Source organism: Brevibacterium epidermidis NBRC 14811 (genome assembly GCF_001570805.1).
GTDB classification, from domain to species: Bacteria; Actinomycetota; Actinomycetes; order Actinomycetales; family Brevibacteriaceae; genus Brevibacterium; species Brevibacterium epidermidis.
Genome location: NZ_BCSJ01000013.1, coordinates 63,228 through 82,946, shown reverse-complemented (window position 1 = coordinate 82,946; position 19,719 = coordinate 63,228). Strand labels below are relative to the sequence as shown.

The window sequence follows — 19,719 nt, the reverse complement described above, 5'->3', positions numbered from 1 at the left end:
AGGAGTGTGAGATGAGCTCGCAGGAACAGGTCCAGAGAGACAAATCGTCCGGTGGGGGAGACGTACCCGTCGATCCGCCGGAGGCTGTGCAGGGACAGATCAACACTCAGAACGTCGATTCCATCCTCGACGAGATCGACGGTGTGCTCGAATCCAACGCGGAGGAATTCGTCAAGAACTTCGTGCAGAAGGGCGGCCAATGAGATGGCAGGATTCCCTCCTGCATTCTTGAGTTCGACGAGCAACTCGTTCGTCGAACTCGCCCGCTCGCTTGCCCCCGAAGCGCTGCCGCACCCCGGAGCCCGGGATCTGGCCGAACAGTCCCCGGAAGGCACGACGATCATCTGCTTCCGCACGGCCACCGGAATCCTCATGGCCGGAGACCGCAGGGCGACGATCGGCAACCTCATCGCCTCGCATTCGATGGAGAAGGTCAAGGCCGCCGACGACTTCTCGGTCATCGGCATCGCCGGCACCGCCGGTGTCGCCCTCGACCTCATCCGCCTCTTCCAACTCGAACTCGAACACTACGAGAAGATTGAAGGCGCCCGCCTCTCGCTCAACGGCAAAGCCAATCGGCTCGCGGCGATGCTGCGCGGAAACCTTGGCCTGGCGATGCAGGGACTGACCGTCGTCCCGCTGTTCGCCGGAGTCGACGAATCGCGACCACAGGGTCAGATCTTCAGCTTCGACGTCACCGGCGGAAAGTACGAAGAGCACCGTTTCCACTCCATCGGCTCCGGTTCCGGATTCGCCCGCGGGGCACTGAAGAAGCTGTGGAAGCCCGACTTGGACACTGCCTCGGCGGTCTCTGTGGCCGTCGAAGCTCTCTTCGACGCCTCCGATGACGACTCGGCAACGGGCGGACCGGATTTCGTCCGCCAGATCGCCCCGACGATCTTCACCGTCGACCTCGACAACGGGGTCACCGAAGTCGATTCGGCCACTGTTCTGGAGACCGCCACCGAGGTCGTCGCCCGCCGCACGGCCACCGCCCGGTGATGAGTGCGCCACTGTTTTCGCGAAAGGATCGTCGATGAGTCAGGCACCGTTCTACGTCTCGCCCGAACAGCTGATGAAGGACCGGGCCGACTTCGCCCGCAAGGGCATCGCCCGGGGTCGCTCCGTCGTCGTCATGCGCTTCGACGCAGGAATCCTGCTGCTGGCGGAGAACCCGTCACCGACGCTGCACAAGATCGCTGAGATCTACGACCGGATCGGCTTCGCCGCCGTCGGAAAGTACAACGAATTCGAGACCCTGCGCCAGGCCGGTGTCCGCTACGCCGATCTGCGCGGATACTCCTACGACCGCACCGACGTCACCGCTCGCGGTCTGACGAACGCATACGCACAGACGCTGGCCGGAGTCTTCACCACCGAATCGAAGCCCTTCGAAGTCGAACTCGTCGTCGCCGAACTCGGACTCACACCGGAGACCGACCAGCTCTACCGGCTCAGCTACGACGGATCCGTCATCGACGAGACCGAACATGTGGCCATCGGCGGTCAGGCCGATGCGATCACGGCATCCCTCGCCGGGGTGCGCAGCTCGCAGATGAGCCTGCGCGAAGTGTTCAACCACGGTGTTGCCGCTTTGGGCGCCGCGACCCAGGCGACCCTGGCCACCGACGCACTCGAGGCCGCCGTCCTCGACCGCACGACGACGAAGCAGCGGACATTCCGCCGACTCGACGATGCGGCGATGAGCGAACTGCGGGAGGACTGAATGGCACGCATCTACGGGCTCGAAACCGAATACGGACTCGCCCACACCGCCGACCCGGAAGGCCGACGCATCGGCCCCGAGGAGATCGCCCGCTACCTCTTCCGCCCCGTCGTCGAATGGGGCCGATCGTCGAACGTGTTCCTGCCCAACGGGTCTCGCCTCTACCTCGACGTCGGTTCCCATCCGGAGTACGCGACCGCCGAATGCGACGACTTGCGCGATCTGCTTACCCAGGACCGGGCCGGCGAGGGACTGATGATCGACCTGCTGGACAAGGCGCAGACCGCGCTCGAAGCAGACGGCATCGGCGGACGCGTACACATGGTCAAGAACAACACGGACGCCGCAGGGAACTCCTACGGCTCCCACGAGAACTTCCTCATCCGCCGCACCCTCGACTTCAACCGACTGACCACGGTGCTGCTGCCCTTCCTCGTCTCCCGGCAGCTGCTCGTCGGAGCGGGAGCCGTGATCCCTCGCCGTTCGGCCTTCGCCCCCGACGAGGAAGCCGACCGGTCGGAGATGATGTTCGGTCTCTCCGCCCGTTCCGACGTCATGTGGGAGGGTCTGTCGTCGGCGACGACACGGTCGCGTCCGATCATCAACGCCCGCGACGAACCGCACGCGGATGCGGAGAAGTACCGACGGTTGCACGTCATCGTCGGTGATTCCTCGATGTCGACGGCCACCTCGGCGCTCAAGATCGGATCCGCGGTGCTCATGCTTGACCTCATCGAGCAAGGCGCGCGGATCCCGGAGAACGGGCTGCGCCACCCGGTCCGCGACATCCGACTCGTCGCCCGCGATCTCACGGGACAGGTCGTGCTCGAACGCACCGACGGGACGACGACGACTCCGCTGGGACTGCTCGGCGACTACCGGGATCGAGCTCAGCGGATCGTGGAGTCCGGGGAGCACAGCCTCGGCGATGATGAACTCGCCCACTACGTCATCGACCTGTGGACGCGGATGCTCACCGCGGTCGAATCGCAGGACTTCTCGTCCGTGGACACGGAGATCGACTGGGTGATGAAGCGCACCCTCATCGAACGGTCCATGCAGCGCGGGATCTCCGATATCGCCGATGCGCGCATCCACCGCCTCGACATCGCGTACCATGACATCACCCCGGCAACAGGGCTGTTTCCGAAGCTCGAAACCGGCGGAATGGCGAAGAACCTCGTTCCCGCCGAGGCGGCCGAACGAGCGAAGACCGTACCGCCCGAAAGCACACGGGCAGCGATCCGCGGAGAGTTCGTGCGCGCCGCTCATGCCGCCCGCCGGGACTACACCGTCGACTGGGTGCATCTGCGCCTCAACGACGAATCCGGTCGCGCAGTCGCGCTCAAGGACCCGTTCGCCACGACTCACCCGCAGGCGGAAACACTCATCGCGGGCCTGTAAGATCACCCTGTGATCCGGTCGAGCCCCTACCCAGGGCACGGCCTCCCGTGACGAAAGGAAACCAGTGCGCACCAAAGTGCTCAGCGCCATCGCGGCGGGCCTGTTGCTGCTCTCGGCCTGCGGACAGGGTGATGAGTCAGAGGACTCGACCACACCTCCGCCTTCGGTGGCCGCTCAGGACGCGAAGTCGACCAGCCTCGACGACATCACCGTCGACGGCAAGATCGGGAAGAAGCCGAAGGTCAGCTTCGAGGCCCCACTGGTCATCGACGAGACCGAGAAGAAGGTGCTCAAGCAGGGCACCGGCGACAAGATCGCTGAGGGCGAGCAGGTCACGGCACAGATGACGCTGGTCTCCGGAACCACCGGCAAGACCGTCGAATCCAGCTACGATTCGGATTCCGCAGCCGGATTCCCCATGGACAAGTCCCAGATCTCCGAAGATCTGTTCGACGCACTCATCGACGTCAAGGTCGGATCACGGGTGATGATGTCGCTCCACGGCAGCGCCGAGCAGGGCCAAGCCTCCCAGACGCTCGTCTACGTCATCGACATCGAGGACACGAAGAAGCCGCTCACTCGCGCCGAAGGCAAGAAGGCCGACCAGTCGGACAACCCCGTCACCGTGAAGTGGGGCGACGACGGCGCCCCATCGATCTCGAAGCCGAAGGGCAAGAAGCCGACCGAGCTCGAGACTTACACGACGATCGAAGGCGAAGGCGACGAGGTCAAGAAGGGCCAGAGCGTCGCCGTGAAGTACTCCGGCTGGCTCTGGGACGATACGTCGAAGACCTTCGACTCGAACTGGAAGAAGGGCGGACAGCCCTTCGTCGTCGCCCCGGTCGGCGAAGCCCAGGTCATCGACGGCTGGAACGAGGGACTCGTCGGCAAGAAGGTCGGCGACCAGGTCGTCCTCGTCGTCCCGCCGGACAAGGGCTACGGCGAACAGGGCAGCGAACCGTCCATCCCGGGCAATGCGACCCTGATCTTCGTCGTCGACATCCTCTCGGCCCAGGGCTGAGGAACCGGTCAGGTCCGGTCAGACAGTACGAACAGTCAACAGAACCGACACCAGGAGGAACACATGAGCAAGCAGAAGCCCGAAGTCGATTTCCCCGGCGGAGACGCACCGACCGAGCTCATCATCACCGATGATGTGATCGGCACCGGCGCCGAGGCGGGACCCGGCGACACCGTGAGCGTGCACTATGTCGGAGTCGCCCATTCCACGGGCGAAGAATTCGACGCCTCATACAACCGCGGCACCCCGCTGGAGTTCCGACTCGGATCCGGAATGGTCATCTCCGGCTGGGACCAGGGCATCCAGGGCATGAAGGTCGGCGGACGCCGCACCCTGCAGATCCCGCCGCACCTGGCGTACGGCGATCAGGGCGCCGGCGGAGTCATCCAGCCGGGCGAATCGCTCATCTTCGTGTGCGACCTCGAGAACGTGCGCTGAGCATCAGCACACGCTGACTCTGCCTGAAACGGCTGTGGCCGGGTTCTTCGGAACCCGGCCACATCTGTCTTCCGGGCTTGCGCTGCCCAGGCTTGCGCTTCCCGGGCTTGCGACGGTCAGCTGCGGGCGATCCCCGCGGCGCAGCGTCCCGCGGCTGCGGCTGCGAGGAACGATGCGGCATCGGCGGGCAGCTTCCTGCCCATCGTCGACAGACGCACCGGCGAGGAACGCAGCGCATCCCACAGCCCGGTGAGATCGACATCGACGAGATCATGCATCTGCAGCTGCGACAGCTGCCCGGCCACTGTCTCGGCCACGACATCGGGATCCGGATCCATCTCGGCTCGTTCCGCCTCGGTGAGGGTGGAGAAATCGGGCACCGGCACGGTCATCCCCGGTCGGGCGATCTCACTCAACGGCGTCAGCGAATGATGGGAGATGCCGAAGTGGCGGCCCCGCGCATCGGCGTTCGACATCCGCAGCAGACCGACCGGACGACCGCCGAGCAGGGCCGCGGCGTTGAGATGCTCTCCCGTGACCAGCCCCGAATAGCCGTACTTCGTACCAGTGCCCAGGTTTCCGGGTCCCTGAGCGACGATGGTGATATCGGCATCCATCACATGCTTGGCAGCGAGCAGTCCCGTGTGGATGGTCACCGCTTCCAGATCTCCGCCCCAGGCCTGCCCGGTGCTGATCACGCCCGTCAGCCAGTCGGCATCTCTGAGCCCGGCGACGGCTTGGGAGAACGGGGCCGGCAGAGCCGCACCATCGCTGAGCACATAAGCCACCGACAGCGTCGGGTCGACGGTCCGTATTCCGGCGATCACTGCGGGCAGTGCCGAATGCAGATCGGCCACGACCACGGGCATGCTCTCGAGGTTCTCCGCCTCGGCGAGGGTGGAATGATGCTGTGATTCCTGATCGTCGACGCCGAGGACCATCGTCTGCAGAGGTGAATAGCGGTCCTTGACCAGATGGCCGGGACCTTCGGGAGGATCGGCCGGCAGCGCATCGGGCAGGGCGACGATGAGACCGAAGCCTCCGGTGCCCAGACGCTTGGCCAGAGCCGAGACATTGACGAGGACGGTGTCCTGGACACGCGGCTGCCCGACGGCATCGGTGTAGGCGACCGCTCGGATGGATCTCACATCGGTGCCCGGCAGAGCCTCGTCCAGTTCGACGTCGACCTCTGTGTATCCTGGCCGGGTGGAGCGAATCGCTGTGACGATTCCTTTGCGCCAATGAATCATGGTCCCAAGACTATCGCCCGGCCTAGGTTACGGTGGAATCGTGAAAACACCCCGCACCAGCAGACAGAGACAGCAGACCGAACGTCTGATGAATCTGCTGATCGCCCTGCGCGCTTCCCGCGGCTGGGTGTCGCGCAAAACGCTGATGAGCGCCATCGACGGCTATTCCGGGCTCGACGAGGTCGCCTTCGATCGCAAATTCTCCCGCGACAAGGAGCTGCTGCGGCATATGGGCATCACCATCGCGACTCGAGCCGAACACGATGCCTACGGTGATGCGGGGGAGACGGGCTACCGGATCTCGACCGCCGACTATGCGATGGACGACGTCGATCTCACCCCCGCCGAGGTGGCTGCGGTGACCGTGGCCGCCGCATTCTGGTCGGAGACCGAACTCGGGGAGTCCTCTGCCCAGGCACTGACGAAGCTGCGTGCCCTCGGCATCGACCTCGACCAGTCCGCGGCCGGGCCGGGAAACGTCGACCCGGGCACCGCCGCACACAGGCTCGCCAGCGCGAACTTCGCCACCGCGCTCCACCACATCAACGCCCGCGAAGCCGTCGGCTTCCGCTATCACAAGCCCGGCCAGAGCGAGCGGAAAGTGCGGCTGGAACCCTACGCGCTGCTCAGCCGCGGCGACCGCGTCTACCTCTTCGGCTTCGACCTCGACCGACAGGCACGACGCACCTTCCGACTCTCCCGCGTCGAAGGCGGGATCGCGAAGCTCAGCGGCCGCGAACCCGGAGACTATGAGATCCCCGAAGACTTATCCCCGCAGCTGGCACTGCAGTCGAGTTCGGAGATGGCCGTCGTCGCCGAGGCAACGCTGCACATCCGTGCCCACCGTGCCGATCCGCTGCGCCGCCGCCAGATCCGCGGCGACGGAGACGAAGTGATCATCGGCTATTCCGATGTCGAGACCCTCGCCGCCGAGATCGTCGGTTTCGGAGACGCCGTCGAGGCGGTCGACCCGCCCGAGCTCGTGCGTGCCGTCGAGCGCAGACGCGACACGATCCGCGAATCCCTCAACCGTTTGGGAGGCGCCAGTGTCCTCAGCGCGTGAACGCCTCACCCGGCTGCTCAGCCTCGTGCCCTACCTCGACGCCCATCCGGGAGCGGATCTCGAGGAGACCGCCGCCTACTTCGGCATCGACTCCGACACCCTCATCGACGATCTGCAGCTGCTCTTCGTCACCGGTCGACCCGGACATATGCCCGACGACCTCATCGACGCGTCGTGGGAGGGCGGGCAGATCTTCATCTCCAATGCTGAAGAGGTATCCGTGCCCGTGCGGCTCAGCGCCGAGGAAGCCGGAGTCCTCGTGCTCGCGCTCGACATGCTCTCGTCTCTTCCCGGGCTCGATTCGGAAGCAGTGGCCACTGCCGCGTCCAAACTGCGCGTGGCCGCAGGAGAGAACTTGCGCACCGCGGTCGACGTCAGCCCCATCGACGCCGATGAGGAGCTCTTGAGTGCTCTGCGGCAGGCGGTCGAGGACGGCTCCGCCCTGAGCATCGACTACTACGTGGGCTCCCGCGACGAACTCACCACACGGACCATCGCTCCGACCCGACTGGTCCCCGGCGCTGACTGGTACGTCGATGCCTGGTGCTATTCGGCCGGAGCTCCCCGGCGCTTCGCCCTGGGGCGCATCCGGTCTTGGGAGCCGGCGGCGCATCCGCCGATGTCGGTGAGCGAAGCGACGACGAACTCGTACGAAGTCACCCTCGGCCTCGCAGCTGGGGGAGCGTGGCTGGCAGATGAACTCGACGTGACGAATCGGGAATACCTCGATGGCGGCGACACGAGCGTGCGCATCCGCCTGCTCGTGCATTCGGTGGATTGGCTGAGCCGGTTCCTGCTCTGTCATGCCGATGTGATCACCGAGATCGACGACACCGAGGCGGTTGCGGCCGCCCTGCGCAGGCTCGGCTGAGACACATACCGCGTCCGAATGTGGATGAAAGGCACAGCCGCAACGCGTAGACTCTTCCTCAGCATCAACAATCCAAGGAGCTCCCCATGAGACCAAGTTTCGTGCAGATCGCGATCGTGATCCTCATCATCGTGATCATCTTCGGCGCGCCCAAACTGCCGCAGCTGGCCCGAAGCCTGGGACAGTCGATGAAGATCTTCAAGTCCGAAGTGAAGGACCTGCGCGACGACGAGGACGAATCCGGCAAGACCACCGAGCCGGGAGCGCTCAACCAGAAATCCTCGACCGACTCCACTACGGCCACCGGTGAGACCACCGGAACCGAGGAGTCGCGGCGAGAGAAGCAGGACCCGCAGTCTCACGAGAAGTGAAAGAGAACAGTCAGCGGAAGCCATCTCGATCACGGAAGAACAATCCTGAGAAGAAGATGCCCGTCGTCGGGCACCTCGTCGAGTTGCGCAACCGCGTCATCATCTCCGCCATCGCCATCGCACTGGGTGCGGTGGCCGGCTGGTTTCTCTACGACCCCGTCCTCGATATCCTTCAAGAGCCGATCCGGACCATCCGCGACAACGGCGGACGGATGGCCGAGATCAACTTCGCCGGAGTCGCCTCGCCCTTCGACCTGAAGATCAAACTGTCGTTCTTCATCGGTCTCTTCCTCTCCTGCCCGATCTGGCTCTACGAGGTGTGGGCCTTCATCGTCCCGGGCCTGAAGCGGAAGGAGAAGCTGTACTCGCTGGGATTCCTCGGGGCAGCGATTCCGCTGTTCCTGGCCGGGTCGACGATGGCGTTCTTCGCGTTGCCCAATGCGGTGAAGGCGCTGACCTCGTTCACTCCCGAGGGCGGCACGAACATCATCCCGGCACAGGACTACCTGAGCTTCGTGATGATCATCATCGTGGTCTTCGGACTCGCCTTCGTCCTGCCAGTGCTCATGGTGGGACTGAACATGCTCGGGATCCTGTCGGCGGAGCGGATCAAGAAGTCGTGGCGCATCATCGTCATGCTCGTGTTCCTGTTCGCCGCGATCGCCACCCCCACTCCGGACGCAATGTCCATGTTCTTCCTCGTCATCCCCATGATGACCCTGTTCTGTCTGGCGTGGGTGATCTGTTTCTTCAACGATCGCCGACGCAAGAAGCGCCTCATCGCACAGGGCCTGTGGGTCGACGAGGACGAACTGACCGACGAAGAGAAGAATGACTGACCCCACACCGCTTTCGACCGACACCTCCGCGGAAGAACCGCTGAGCCCCTCCGCCGCCTATGCCGACTTCAAGGCGCGTGCTGAGTTCGCCCGCACCCCCTTGGGCCGGTTCATGGAACGCACCGAGTTCGCGCTCGACGACTTCCAGGTCGAAGCCTGCAGCCATCTGCAGGACGGCGAGGACGTGTTGGTCACTGCACCGACGGGAGCAGGCAAGACGCTCATCGCGGAGTTCGCCGTGGAGCTGGCCCGCGGCGAAGGCAAACGAGTCTTCTACACTACCCCGATCAAGGCCCTGAGCAACCAGAAGTTCAACGACCTCTCAGAGGTCCACGGGGCCGAGAACGTCGGTCTGCTCACCGGAGACACGTCGATCCGTCGCGATGCTCCGATCATCGTCATGACCACCGAAGTGCTGCGCAATATGCTCTACAACGACGTGGCTGGCCTGTCGGACCTCGGCTTCGTCGTCCTCGACGAAGTCCACTACCTCGCCGACCGGTTCCGCGGCCCGGTGTGGGAAGAGGTCATCATCCATCTGCCCGACCGAGTGCAGATGGTGTCGCTGTCGGCGACCGTGTCGAACGTCGAGGAGTTCGGAGCCTGGCTGCGTGAGGTCCGAGGACCGACGACGATCGTGTCGACCAGCCACCGTCCGGTGCCGCTGGTCAACCATGTCCTGGTCGGCCACCGGATGTACGACCTGTTCACACACAGCGATTCCGACCGCATCGATCCGGCCCTCAACCATGCCACCCGCACACACGGAGGGCCACGCTCGAAACGCGCACGAGCCACCCGCGCACGGTTCCGCCGACCCAGCCGCACCCAAGTCGTCGCGTCCCTCGCCGAGGCGGTTATGCTGCCGGCGATCATGTTCATCTTCTCCCGCAATGGCTGTGACGAAGCCGTCGAACAGTACCTGACTTCGGGCACCGACCTGAACTCTCGGGAAGAGAAGACGATCGTCAACGCCGCACTCGAATCGCTGCGTGACGAACTCGCCGACGAAGACCTCGGCATCCTCGGCTATCACACCTTCCGCGAGGGTCTGCTGCTCGGAGTGGCCGCCCACCACGCGGGGATGATCCCGCAGTTCAAACAGCTCGTCGAAGAACTGTTCTCGCAGGGAATCATCAAGGTCGTCTTCGCCACGGAGACCCTGGCACTGGGCATCAACATGCCCGCTCGCACCGTTGTGCTCGAGAAGCTCGTGAAGTTCAACGGCGAAGCGCATGTGATGATCACCCCGGGAGAGTACACGCAGCTGACCGGACGAGCCGGGAGGCGCGGAATCGACCGCATCGGCCACTCGGTCGTCGTGTGGCATCCGACCATCGAGGTCAGCGAACTGGCCGCTCTGGCTTCGAACCGCTCCTACGCACTGAACTCAGCGTTCGGACCGACCTACAACATGACGGCGAATCTGCTGTCGCGGATGAGTTCGGACGAAGCCGCAAAGGTGCTCGAAACCTCGTTCGCACAGTTCCAAGCCGATAAGGCCGTCGTCGGTCTGGCACGGAAGGTGCGCAAGAACGAAACCACCATCGAGGCGTATGAGAAGTCCATGCACTGCGATCTCGGTGACTTCTCCGAATACGCCGGACTGCGTCGCGCGATCTCGGATACGCAGAAGCAGGAGACCCGGACGAAGTCGCGGAACAAGCAGCGCGATATTGTCGAGTCCCTCACCGCGCTCAAGATCGGCGATGTGGTGACGATGCCGGCCAAACGAGTCGGCGGTCGTGCGGTCATCATCGCCCCGATGAGCAACAAGGACGGAGTCTCCCGACTCCCTACGGTTCTCACCGAGCAGGGCAAGGTATGGCACCTGCGCCCGCACGAGGTGACCGAGCCCGTCGCCTCCCAGGGGCGAGTCCGAGTGCCGAAGAAGTTCAACCACCGGCAGGCAGGGGACCGCAGGCAGCTGCTGTCCATCCTCGAAGTCGCCGTTCATGACGGCAGGGTCGATTCGGAAGCTCATTGGGAGTCCAGCCGACAGCAGCAGGGCGAGAGCACCACTGTGGCCGAACTCCAGGCACAGATGAGGGCACACCCCTGCCACGACTGCCCGGATCGCGAGCTTCACGCCCGTTGGGCCAACCGAGCGGACAAACTCATCAGAGAGAACGAATCTCTCATCGCCCGCATCGAAGGACGCACCACCTCGATCGCGCTGGTCTTCGACCGTGTCCAGGACGTGCTGCGTGGACTCGGTTTCGACCCCGAGCACTCGACGATGCTGCGTCGGATCTATGGTGAACGCGATCTGCTGGTGGCACTGACGATCCGAGCCGGCCTGTGGGACCGACTCAACGAGCCGGAACTCGCGGCCTTCGCGTCGATCTTCGTCTTCCAGTCGCGCAGGGACACCCTGACCGCACACCGGGCGCCGAGCGCCGATCTCAAGGCCGTCTGCGACGAGTCCGAGACGATCTGGCGTCGACTCTTCCACCTCGAAGAACAGCATGCGCTGAAAACGACCGACGAACCGGACCGTGGGCTGATCAAACCGATGTACCGGTGGACCGAAGGCAAAACGCTGTCGGAGTCGCTGCGGGGCAGCGATATCGCGGCCGGAGACTTTGTCAGGTGGGCCAAGCAGAGCCTCGATCTGCTCGGTCAGGTCGCTGAAGTCATCGACCCGGAGACCGCGGTGCGCGTGCGTCGCACTGTCGAAGCGATTCGTCGCGGAGTCGTCGCCGACTCCTGAGCCTCAATGACTCTAGACCGGCGACAACTGCCGTTCCTGCGTCCTCAGCCGACCGAGCCGGCCCCTGAACGTTCAGGGGCCGGTTTCGTCGTCTCAGCGACGAACCTTCTTGACGATGTTCTCGATATCGGAGCCGAACGCGTTCTCCGTCGTCAGATAGGTCCACGTCGACGACGGACGCTTCAGCCCGTGCGACTCGAGGTCGATTCCCTCATCGGTGATCGTCGCGTCCTCGATCGTCGCCTTCGAATCGTCGATGACGTCGGACCAGAACGACGAGAATACGCGGATCGATTCGGTGTTGAACGCCTCGTGCGGCTTCTCCCTGGCGAAGGTGCGCAGGTGGATGCCCTCACGCAGATCGTTGAGGAAAGCGAGGTGGTCGACCCAGCGCGCGTCGAGGTGGAAGAGCATGACTTCGCGCAGGACCGAGTCCAGCAGTTCTTCGGAATGTTCCTCCGCGATCTCATCGGCGCGGTCGCCGAGTTCCTTGCGCAGCTGTTCGACCGGTTCGGCATCCTTGCGGATCTCAGCTCGGCGCTCGAGGACGAGTTCGCGCTGTTTGGCCATGAGCTCGTTGAAACGCCAAGTGTCGCGGTGCAGTGCGGTGTTCTGCCCTTCGGCGATGCGCTGAGCGTGTTCGACGAGGCCGAGTGCGCGCTTGGATTCGATGAGTCCGGTCTCATCGCCTTCGGACACGAATCGTTGGATCTCGGGAACCCTGGTGACCAGTTCGTCTTCGAGGCTCGTGAAGAACACGGATGTGCCGGGATCACCCTGACGGCCTGCTCGGCCTCGCAGCTGGTCGTCGAGTCGGGATGAGGGATAGCGTCCGGCACCGATGACGAGGAGGCCCCCGGCGTCGGCGACGTCGTCGTCGGCGAGACGGATGTCGGTGCCGCGACCGGCCATCTGCGTCGACACCGTCACCGCACCGGGTGCACCGGCTTTCGCGATGATCTCGGCTTCGTGCGAATCGTCCTTCGCATTGAGCACAGCTACGTCGATTCCGCGTTCGGTCAGTCGTTCGGCTAGGGACTCGCTCTCGGCCACCGAGGAGGTGCCGATGAGGACGGGACGGTTGCGGGCATGATTGTCCGCGACCTCTTCGACGATCGCACGTTCCTTCGACTCCTGATAGGTGAAGAGGCGATCGGGTTCGTCGATGCGGATCACGGGCAGGTGGGTGTCGATGGGCACGATCTCGAGCCCATAGAATTCGCGCAGATCGTCGCCGACGGCCAGGGCGGTTCCGGTCATTCCGCACACGGTCTCATAGCCGTGGATAAGTTCTTCGACCGTCATCTGGTCGAGGATCTCTCCGCTGTCGGTGGCGTCGAGGCTCTCCTTGGCTTCGACGGCTGCCTGGAGTCCGTCGGGCCAGCGCTGGAGTTCGGCGACGCGTCCGCGGGAGGAGGAGATGAGTTTGATCCGTCCGTCGACGACGAGGTAGTCGACATCGCGTTTGACCAAGGCACGGGCGTGGAGGGCGAGGTTCACGGCGGCGAGTGTCTCGGAGTCCTCTCCGAAGAGTTCGACGTCGAGTTCTTCTTCGACCCGGTCGACCCCGGCATCGGTGAGTGAGACGGCATGACGGTCGGCGCTGACTTCATAGTCGGTGTCCGGGCTGACTTTGGACACGAGTGCTGCGATTGCGGCGTCGGTGTCCTGGACACTGGACGAACCGGCGAGGACCAGCGGCACACGCGCTTCGTCGATGAGCACGGAGTCGGCTTCGTCGACGATGACGACATCGCGTTCGGGCACCCGCTGATCGGCATCCTCGGTGAGGAACCGGTCGCGGAGCACATCGAATCCGACCTCGGTCACCGAAGCGTAGACGACCTCGGCGCGGTAGGCCTCACGGCGTTCGTCGTCGGCCTGCGCACCGGAGATCGCGGTCGACTTCACACCGAGGAGGTCGAACAGCGGCTTCATCCAGTTGCGGTCACGGACGGCGAGGTAGTCGTTGACGCTGACGACGTGCACGCGTCGACCCTGCAACGCGTAGCCGGCTGCCGCCAGGGCACCGACGAGGGTCTTGCCCTCACCGGTGGCCATCTGCACGATGCTGCCCTGCAGCAGTCCGACGAGTCCGCGCAGCTGTGTGTCATAGGCGCGTTCGTCGAGGACTCGCTCACCGGCTTCGCGCGCCAGTGCACAGTAGCGGATGAGCGTCTGCTGCTGAGTGCCTGAGGCGAAGACCTCGCCTGCGGCCTCCGTGAGTTCGGCATCGCTGAGCTCGGAGAATTCGCGCCCGGCCGCGTCCAGATCGTCGACGGCGCGCTCGAACCAACCTGTCGTCTTCTCCGCATGAGAGCCGGGTCGGTTGAGCAGGCGAGAAAAGAATCCCATTGTCGTCCTTCGTCGTTTGTACGTCGGTGTCGAGTCTAGCGTTCAGGACATCGGCCACGAACCGTCGACGACGGCTTCGGCGTTGCCCTTCTTCCGCAGCCAGGCCTGCAGTCCCGCCGCCTGCGAGCGCTTCCAATCGGCCTGCGCGGCCATGATCTCATCGTTGGTCATCGCAGAGATTTCCGTGGACTTTTCGGCCAATGCACGGGAAATGTCCAGAGCAGCCAGGGCGTCGGCAGCGGCATCATGGGCGTCGAGGAGTTCGACCCGGTAGGTCTTCGCCGTTTCGATGAGCGTCCTTTTTCCCTTGCGGTACGGATCGATGTGCTTGTCGACGACGAATGTGTCGATGATCGTCGGAATGACCGACGGGAAGTCGATGTCAGGGCGATGGCGCGCCACTTCGGCCGCCATCACGCTGAGGTCGTAGACGACATTGTGTCCGACGACGACGGCGCCTTCTTCCTTGAGCGCGGCGAATTCCGCGCAGAGTTCGCCGACGACCTGCGCGGCCGCCGCACCGTTGGCCTGGGCGAATTCTGTGGTGATGCCGTGGACTGCTCGTGCCGATTCAGGGATCTCGATGCCCGGATCGGCCAGCCACGTGCGCACCTCGGTGGCCGAATCGACGAACGCCGCAGTGACGATGCGGGCGGTGGCCGGTTCGACTCCGGTGGTCTCGAGGTCGAAGCCGACGAGCCGGGACTGAGCCCAGGAACTGGGCCCAGAGGACCGCGGCGTCGACTCAGCAGACTTGTTCGTCCAGGGCGATGCCGTCGTACCGCTCTGGGCCGCGGGCGGGGAGGCCGCGGCACCCGACACGGATTCGAGTGCACCGGTGAGGTTATCGACGGAGCGACGGATGTTCTGCCCTTCAGCGGCGTCCTCAACCGCGGCACGGTCGAAGCTGTTCGGGACGCTGTCGAGGTCGATGCCATGGTCGACGTCGGTCAGGCACCGCATGACCTCGAGAGTCTTATACAGGGTCTCTTCGACCTCGATGATCGTTGAGGCTCGTTTCGGACTGAGCCCACCGGTCTTCACTCCAGCTTTGGCGGCCTTGACGATCGACTCGAGCGAACCGAAGTTCTCCAGCAGCGTCGCGGCAGTCTTCTCTCCGATGCCGGGGGCTCCGGGGAGCCCGTCGGACGGGTCGCCGCGCAGAGCGGCGAGCTCACGGTAGCGGGTGCCGTCGGGCACTCCGTAGGCGGTCGGAAGGTCGGACTGCGTTAGGGCTTCCCACTCGCCGCCCTTACGGGGCCGCAGAACGCTGACGTCGGTGGACGAGTCGAGCAGAGCCAGCAGGTCACGGTCGGGGGAGACGATGACCACGGGGGTCGTGGACTGGGCGGCCATCGTGGCGATCACGTCATCGGCTTCGGTTCCGTCCACCTCGGCGATGGGGATCCCGGCGGCCGTGAGGACGCGATTCATGATCGGCAGCTGAACCGCCAGCTCCGGTGGGATCTCCGTGCCGGCTTCCTCATCCTTGACGCGTGCCGCCTTGTATTCGGGCATGATCGCGGTGCGGAAGGCCGGACGCCAATCGGCATCCATCGTCGCGATCACACGATCGGTGTCGAAGCGGCGCACCATCTGGGCGACGGTGTCGAGCACCCCGCGCACGGCGTTCACCGGGTGACCGTCGGCATTGACGATCGAATCCGGCACCGAATAGAAGGCGCGGTAGTACAGGGCTGGAGTATCGAGCAGAACCAAGGGCTTCACAATCGATGACGATACCCGACCCTCCTGACACAGGTGTAGCCGCAACGGCCGACGGTGTAGCCTGTCGGCTGTGACTATGTACTTTGGCGGAGATGTTTACAGCAGTGTCGACCCGTTCGCGACGGCACTGGGACACACGGACGGAAAGGTCTCATTCATCGGTTCCGATGAAGCGGCCAGGGCCCTGGACCCGGAGGCGATCGACCTCGGTGAGGACTTCCTCACCCCGGGCTTCGTCCACGCCGGACTGATCCTGGACGATTCGGCTCCGACTGCAGCGGAACTCTATGCGCAGGGGTTCACCCATGTGCACGCGATCGGCACCGCCGATGCGGTCGCCCAGTTCGCCGCCGACGCGCCGGAGGGACTGTCGGTCGTCGACTACCTGCACCTGGACTCCGGGTCCACGGAGACCCGCCGCGCCTCGATCTCTGCTGCCGATTTCCTTGGCCTGGAGGAGCTTCCGGCGCTGAACCTGTTCATCCTCGTCGATTCGAATGAACAGCTCACCGACGTGCTCGAAGCACTGCGCGCCGATGCCGCTCACGCTCAGCGTCACGGATACCGGCTGCGCTTGGGCTTCGCCGTTTCAGATGACCAGGTGGACGTCCTCGGCCGCAGCGGAATCGCCATCACCCTCGATCCCGCACAGCCGCAGCCCTTGGCGCAGCTGCTCGCTGCCGGGGCGCAGGTGTCCTTCAGCCATTCCGACGCCTCACCCTGGGCGGGAGTGCGCAACGCTGTCGTCGGCGACGGGGGAATCGGCGCCCGTGCCGCGTTCAACGCTGCGACCCGCTTCGCTCACCGTGCGGCCGGAAACCCCGAAGGCGGAGTGCTCGCGCCCGGAGCCGATGCCGATATCGTGCGCTGGAAGGTCGAGCGTCTCGTCGTCCAGGTCGCCGACCCGCGTGTCGCCGCTTGGAGCACCGACCCGCGATCGGGAACACCGGGACTGCCCGAGCTGTCTCCGGACGTGGTGCTGCCCACGCGCGTCGAACTCTGATCCGTCTGCCGGCCTGTCCAGCCGACACGCCGATATGCGGAAAATTTTTCAAACGCGTTTAAGCCTGTGACCTCGGGTTTCAGTCATCAGCCCAGGTCACAGCGATTTTGCAAAGTCTGTGTGGGCCACTAGATTCGAAGTGAACATTCCGCTTGATGCGGGATGGAGTCGGCACTCCCGTCAATAGATAACTCGCTGTTGTTGCAGCGTGGTCCGAAGGCGGGGGTGTCGACTCATTGTCTGGGGCGGCTACCGCGTATCGTGGAGTCCGTGCTTTCCAAGATTCTTGTCGTCATCCCCACCTTCAATGAACGTCTCGCCCTCCCCGTGACTCTGGCTGGATTGTTCGAACAGCAGCCCGACGTCGACGTCCTCATCGTCGATGACAGTTCTCCCGACGGAACGGGGGAGTGGGCCGATGAGCAGGCTCAGAACGATCCCCGCATCAACGTCCTCCATCGCACCGAGAAGTCCGGACTGGGCATGGCCTATATCGCCGGATTCGGATGGGCGCTGGAACGCGACTACGAAATCATCTGCGAGTTCGATGCCGACGGATCCCACCGCTCGCTCGACCTGGGACAGCTTCTCAGTGCTGCCGAAGAGGGCCGAGGGGATCTCATCATCGGATCACGGTGGGTGCCGGGCGGAGAGATCGTCGACTGGCCGAAGTCGAGATACTTCCTCTCCCGCGGCGCGAACGTCTATGTCAACGCGGTCATGGGACTGGGAGTCAAGGACGCAACGGCCGGATTCCGTGCGTATACCCGTCCTGTGCTCGAAGCACTCGACCTCTCGGGCGTCCAGTCGCAGGGATACTGCTTCCAGATCGATATGACCTACCGCACTGTCGAAGCCGGCTTCCGCGTCGCCGAGGTGCCCATCGTCTTCGTCGAACGCGAGCTGGGCGAATCGAAGATGAGCGGCTCGATCATCAGCGAGGCTTTCACAAAGGTCGCTGGTTGGGGTCTGACTCGCCGCCGCAAGCAGATCCGTCGCCTGCTGGGCGCCGCCTAACCCCTCTATTGCTACCTGACGGCGGCCCAGCAACCTCGCGCTGTGCTGGGCCGCCGTCAGGTAGCAATTGGGGAAAGAGGAAGGGGTGCAGGTCCGAAGACCTGCACCCCTTCACTGCTCTCAGCGCAGCTGATTCAGCTCTGAGCCGGAACCTCACCGCGACGGATCGCGAGGCGCTCATCGAGGAGCACCTGGAGTTCGTCGAAGGACCGGCGTTCCAGGAGCATGTCCCAGTGGGAACGCACATGCTTGACGGGCTCACCATCGGGTTCATTGACTCCGACGCGGACTCCGACGCCGTGGATGCCTGAGTCCCAGGTCGAGGGGACCTCGGCTTCGATCGAAAACGGCACCTTGAATCGGGTTCCGTCTTCGCATTCGAATTCGACCATCTGACGGGGTGCCGGCTCGACGCCCTCTTCGGTTTCGAGGCTGCGCGAGCCCAACTGTGTTCCGCGGAGACTGCGTTCGCTCATATCTAGGACCTTCCGACTCGACTGCACACCTTGGACGCAATGTAACAGTCTACCGTGCCCGAATATTCCTTGCAGACGGGCCGCGACGGCGTTCGGTAAGTGACCCACGCGGCAGAGCAGAGCACGAACCCGAGCGCAACGCCTCGCATCCCCGAGGCGGCCCCCTGAATCAGCCGCGTCGACTTGCCAATACCTCGAGACCGAGGTCGACATCATCGGTGACGATCCCGTCGACCCCGAGGTCGAGCAGCGATCGCATCGTCGCCTCGTCATTGATCGTCCAGACATGGACGAATAGACCTGACTGGTGCGCCCGCGCCACGAAATCGGCAGTGACCACAGGGATCCGTCTGAACGAGGCGGGGACCTGCAGGGCGTCTACTCCGGGCGGCAGGGGAGCGACACCATGATCCGGAACTCCCGGCAACCGACCCAAGGCGAAGAGGGCGGTCTCCGTCGTTCCCGTCGATGTGCGCACTCCGGGCAGAGCTGTGCGCAGTCGTCGCAGCGTCCTCGAATCGAACGAGGCGAGACGGATCCGGTCGACCGCATTGAAATTATGAGCGAAGCGGATCATCGGGCCGATGCTGTGGGCAGCCTTGACGTCGATGTTCCATTGCACTCCCGGCAGCGCCTCCAACAGTGCTTCGAGGCGTGGGAGTCGGCCCCCGGCGAGGAGTTCGACATCGTCGAGTTCGTCCGCAGGCAGGTCGCGGATGGAGTGGGGCAGTCCGGCGATGCGGTTGAGGTCGGCATCGTGAGCGGCGAAGAGGATGCCGTCAGCGGAAGCGTGGACGTCGGTCTCCATCCATTCGACTCCGGCTGCCGCCGCAGCCGTGAACGCCTCGAGCGTGTTCTCGCTCATTCCCGGCCACAGGCCGCCTCGGTGCGCAATGATCTCTGGGTCCGCGATGACCTCCCGCTGGGAATTCATGGTCCAATCCTAACCAGGGTGTTGATTTCACCGAGGCACTGCTCAAGGATGGAGCTATGAGCTCACACCGCGAACCCATCGAACCCGACGACGTCATCGACGCGACCGCGAAGACCCCGACCGAACGCGCACGCCGGGTTGCCGGACGCGCTTACAGCGTTGCGAGCACCGGTGTGAAGAACGTGCGGGAGGCCGCCTCGACCTCCCGCCTCATCGAAGCCACCGAGAACAGCGTCAACCGCGCACTGGGATCCGTTTCGCACGCGATCGATGACGCCGTGCGCAGCGGCAAGGTCGAGCGAGCCTTCGACAGGGCACAGGAGACCGTGACGACCGGAGCCGACGGTGTTCGGAAGCTGGTGACTCGCAAGTCCCGCTGACTGTGAGCAGATTCTCATTCATGTGGCACACCCATCGGGTGTGCCACTTTGCTTTTGTAACAGTTCCTTAACTAGAATCTGTGAAGGTAACGATCAGATAACTTGGAGTTCCTCCTCAAGCGCACTGCTG

The 19,719-nt window shown here is 64.2% G+C and carries 19 protein-coding genes; 14 read left to right on the top strand and 5 right to left on the bottom strand.

All coding sequences use genetic code 11. The features are described from left to right. The first annotated feature begins 11 nt into the window (after positions 1 to 11). From BEP01S_RS09490 to BEP01S_RS09465, 6 genes are all read left to right on the top strand, one after another. Positions 12 to 203 (top strand): ubiquitin-like protein Pup, encoded by a 192-nt coding sequence (locus BEP01S_RS09490; RefSeq protein WP_039207623.1) that lies wholly within the window; start codon positions 12 to 14, stop codon positions 201 to 203. A 1-nt stretch (position 204) separates the two neighbouring features. After that, complete coding sequence (prcB, locus tag BEP01S_RS09485) at positions 205 to 1,002, top strand: proteasome subunit beta (RefSeq protein WP_062242527.1); 798 nt, start codon at positions 205 to 207, stop codon at positions 1,000 to 1,002. A 34-nt stretch (positions 1,003 to 1,036) separates the two neighbouring features. Further along, positions 1,037 to 1,726 (top strand): proteasome subunit alpha, encoded by a 690-nt coding sequence (prcA, locus tag BEP01S_RS09480; RefSeq protein ID WP_039207627.1) that lies wholly within the window; start codon positions 1,037 to 1,039, stop codon positions 1,724 to 1,726. Next, positions 1,727 to 3,130 (top strand): Pup--protein ligase, encoded by a 1,404-nt coding sequence (gene pafA / locus BEP01S_RS09475; protein WP_039207630.1) that lies wholly within the window; start codon positions 1,727 to 1,729, stop codon positions 3,128 to 3,130. It begins immediately after the preceding gene. A gap of 64 nt (positions 3,131 to 3,194) precedes the next feature. Beyond that, positions 3,195 to 4,151, top strand: a complete 957-nt coding sequence (locus tag BEP01S_RS09470; protein WP_244882177.1) for an FKBP-type peptidyl-prolyl cis-trans isomerase — start codon at positions 3,195 to 3,197, stop codon at positions 4,149 to 4,151. Between the two features lie 63 nt (positions 4,152 to 4,214). Continuing rightward, on the top strand, positions 4,215 to 4,589 hold the full coding sequence (locus tag BEP01S_RS09465) for an FKBP-type peptidyl-prolyl cis-trans isomerase (protein ID WP_025778366.1): 375 nt from the start codon (positions 4,215 to 4,217) through the stop codon (positions 4,587 to 4,589). A gap of 116 nt (positions 4,590 to 4,705) precedes the next feature. Here the strand turns inward: BEP01S_RS09465 and BEP01S_RS09460 are convergent, their stop codons facing one another. Next, a complete protein-coding gene (locus tag BEP01S_RS09460) occupies positions 4,706 to 5,839 on the bottom strand; it encodes a DUF3866 family protein (RefSeq protein ID WP_062242525.1) in 1,134 nt (377 codons plus the stop codon). A gap of 40 nt (positions 5,840 to 5,879) precedes the next feature. On the opposite strand from BEP01S_RS09460, the gene BEP01S_RS09455 reads away from it, so the two are divergent. From BEP01S_RS09455 to BEP01S_RS09435, 5 genes are all read left to right on the top strand, one after another. Then, on the top strand, positions 5,880 to 6,902 hold the full coding sequence (locus tag BEP01S_RS09455; protein WP_235354939.1) for a helix-turn-helix transcriptional regulator: 1,023 nt from the start codon (positions 5,880 to 5,882) through the stop codon (positions 6,900 to 6,902). Continuing rightward, positions 6,886 to 7,773 carry a WYL domain-containing transcriptional regulator gene (locus BEP01S_RS09450; RefSeq protein WP_062242523.1) on the top strand — a complete coding sequence of 296 codons (888 nt, stop codon included), beginning with the start codon at positions 6,886 to 6,888 and terminating at the stop codon, positions 7,771 to 7,773. The genes BEP01S_RS09455 and BEP01S_RS09450 overlap by 17 nt, the downstream gene beginning before the upstream one ends. 86 nt (positions 7,774 to 7,859) lie before the next feature. Continuing rightward, the gene (gene tatA / locus BEP01S_RS09445; protein WP_039207639.1) at positions 7,860 to 8,144 is read left to right on the top strand and encodes a Sec-independent protein translocase subunit TatA; all 285 of its coding nucleotides are present in this window, start codon (positions 7,860 to 7,862) and stop codon (positions 8,142 to 8,144) included. Further along, a complete protein-coding gene (gene tatC / locus BEP01S_RS09440) occupies positions 8,141 to 8,983 on the top strand; it encodes a twin-arginine translocase subunit TatC (protein ID WP_306306260.1) in 843 nt (280 codons plus the stop codon). The genes tatA and tatC overlap by 4 nt, the downstream gene beginning before the upstream one ends. Next, complete coding sequence (locus BEP01S_RS09435) at positions 8,976 to 11,696, top strand: DEAD/DEAH box helicase (protein WP_052239799.1); 2,721 nt, start codon at positions 8,976 to 8,978, stop codon at positions 11,694 to 11,696. Before tatC ends, BEP01S_RS09435 begins: the two co-directional genes overlap by 8 nt. 93 nt (positions 11,697 to 11,789) lie before the next feature. Here BEP01S_RS09435 and secA2 read toward each other — a convergent pair whose 3' ends face one another. Both secA2 and BEP01S_RS09425 read right to left on the bottom strand, forming a co-directional pair. Continuing rightward, positions 11,790 to 14,051 (bottom strand): accessory Sec system translocase SecA2, encoded by a 2,262-nt coding sequence (secA2, locus tag BEP01S_RS09430; RefSeq protein ID WP_062242521.1) that lies wholly within the window; start codon positions 14,049 to 14,051, stop codon positions 11,790 to 11,792. Positions 14,052 to 14,093: 42 nt separating this feature from the next. Then, positions 14,094 to 15,779, bottom strand: coding sequence for a 5'-3' exonuclease H3TH domain-containing protein (locus tag BEP01S_RS09425; protein WP_235354940.1), 1,686 nt, complete (start codon positions 15,777 to 15,779; stop codon positions 14,094 to 14,096). A 76-nt stretch (positions 15,780 to 15,855) separates the two neighbouring features. Here BEP01S_RS09425 and BEP01S_RS09420 point away from each other — a divergent pair, with 76 nt between their 5' ends. Further along, positions 15,856 to 16,782, top strand: coding sequence for a hypothetical protein (locus BEP01S_RS09420; RefSeq protein WP_062242519.1), 927 nt, complete (start codon positions 15,856 to 15,858; stop codon positions 16,780 to 16,782). 270 nt (positions 16,783 to 17,052) lie between these two features. After that, a complete protein-coding gene (locus BEP01S_RS09415; RefSeq protein ID WP_235354941.1) occupies positions 17,053 to 17,799 on the top strand; it encodes a polyprenol monophosphomannose synthase in 747 nt (248 codons plus the stop codon). Between the two features lie 134 nt (positions 17,800 to 17,933). Here the strand turns inward: BEP01S_RS09415 and BEP01S_RS09410 are convergent, their stop codons facing one another. Then, positions 17,934 to 18,275 carry an RNA polymerase-binding protein RbpA gene (locus tag BEP01S_RS09410; protein WP_039207644.1) on the bottom strand — a complete coding sequence of 114 codons (342 nt, stop codon included), beginning with the start codon at positions 18,273 to 18,275 and terminating at the stop codon, positions 17,934 to 17,936. 169 nt (positions 18,276 to 18,444) lie between these two features. After that, the gene (locus BEP01S_RS09405) at positions 18,445 to 19,209 is read right to left on the bottom strand and encodes a glycerophosphodiester phosphodiesterase family protein (protein ID WP_052239801.1); all 765 of its coding nucleotides are present in this window, start codon (positions 19,207 to 19,209) and stop codon (positions 18,445 to 18,447) included. Between the two features lie 56 nt (positions 19,210 to 19,265). Between BEP01S_RS09405 and BEP01S_RS09400 the strand changes: the two genes are divergently transcribed. Beyond that, on the top strand, positions 19,266 to 19,589 hold the full coding sequence (locus BEP01S_RS09400) for a hypothetical protein (protein ID WP_062242517.1): 324 nt from the start codon (positions 19,266 to 19,268) through the stop codon (positions 19,587 to 19,589). The last annotated feature ends 130 nt before the right edge of the window (positions 19,590 to 19,719 follow it).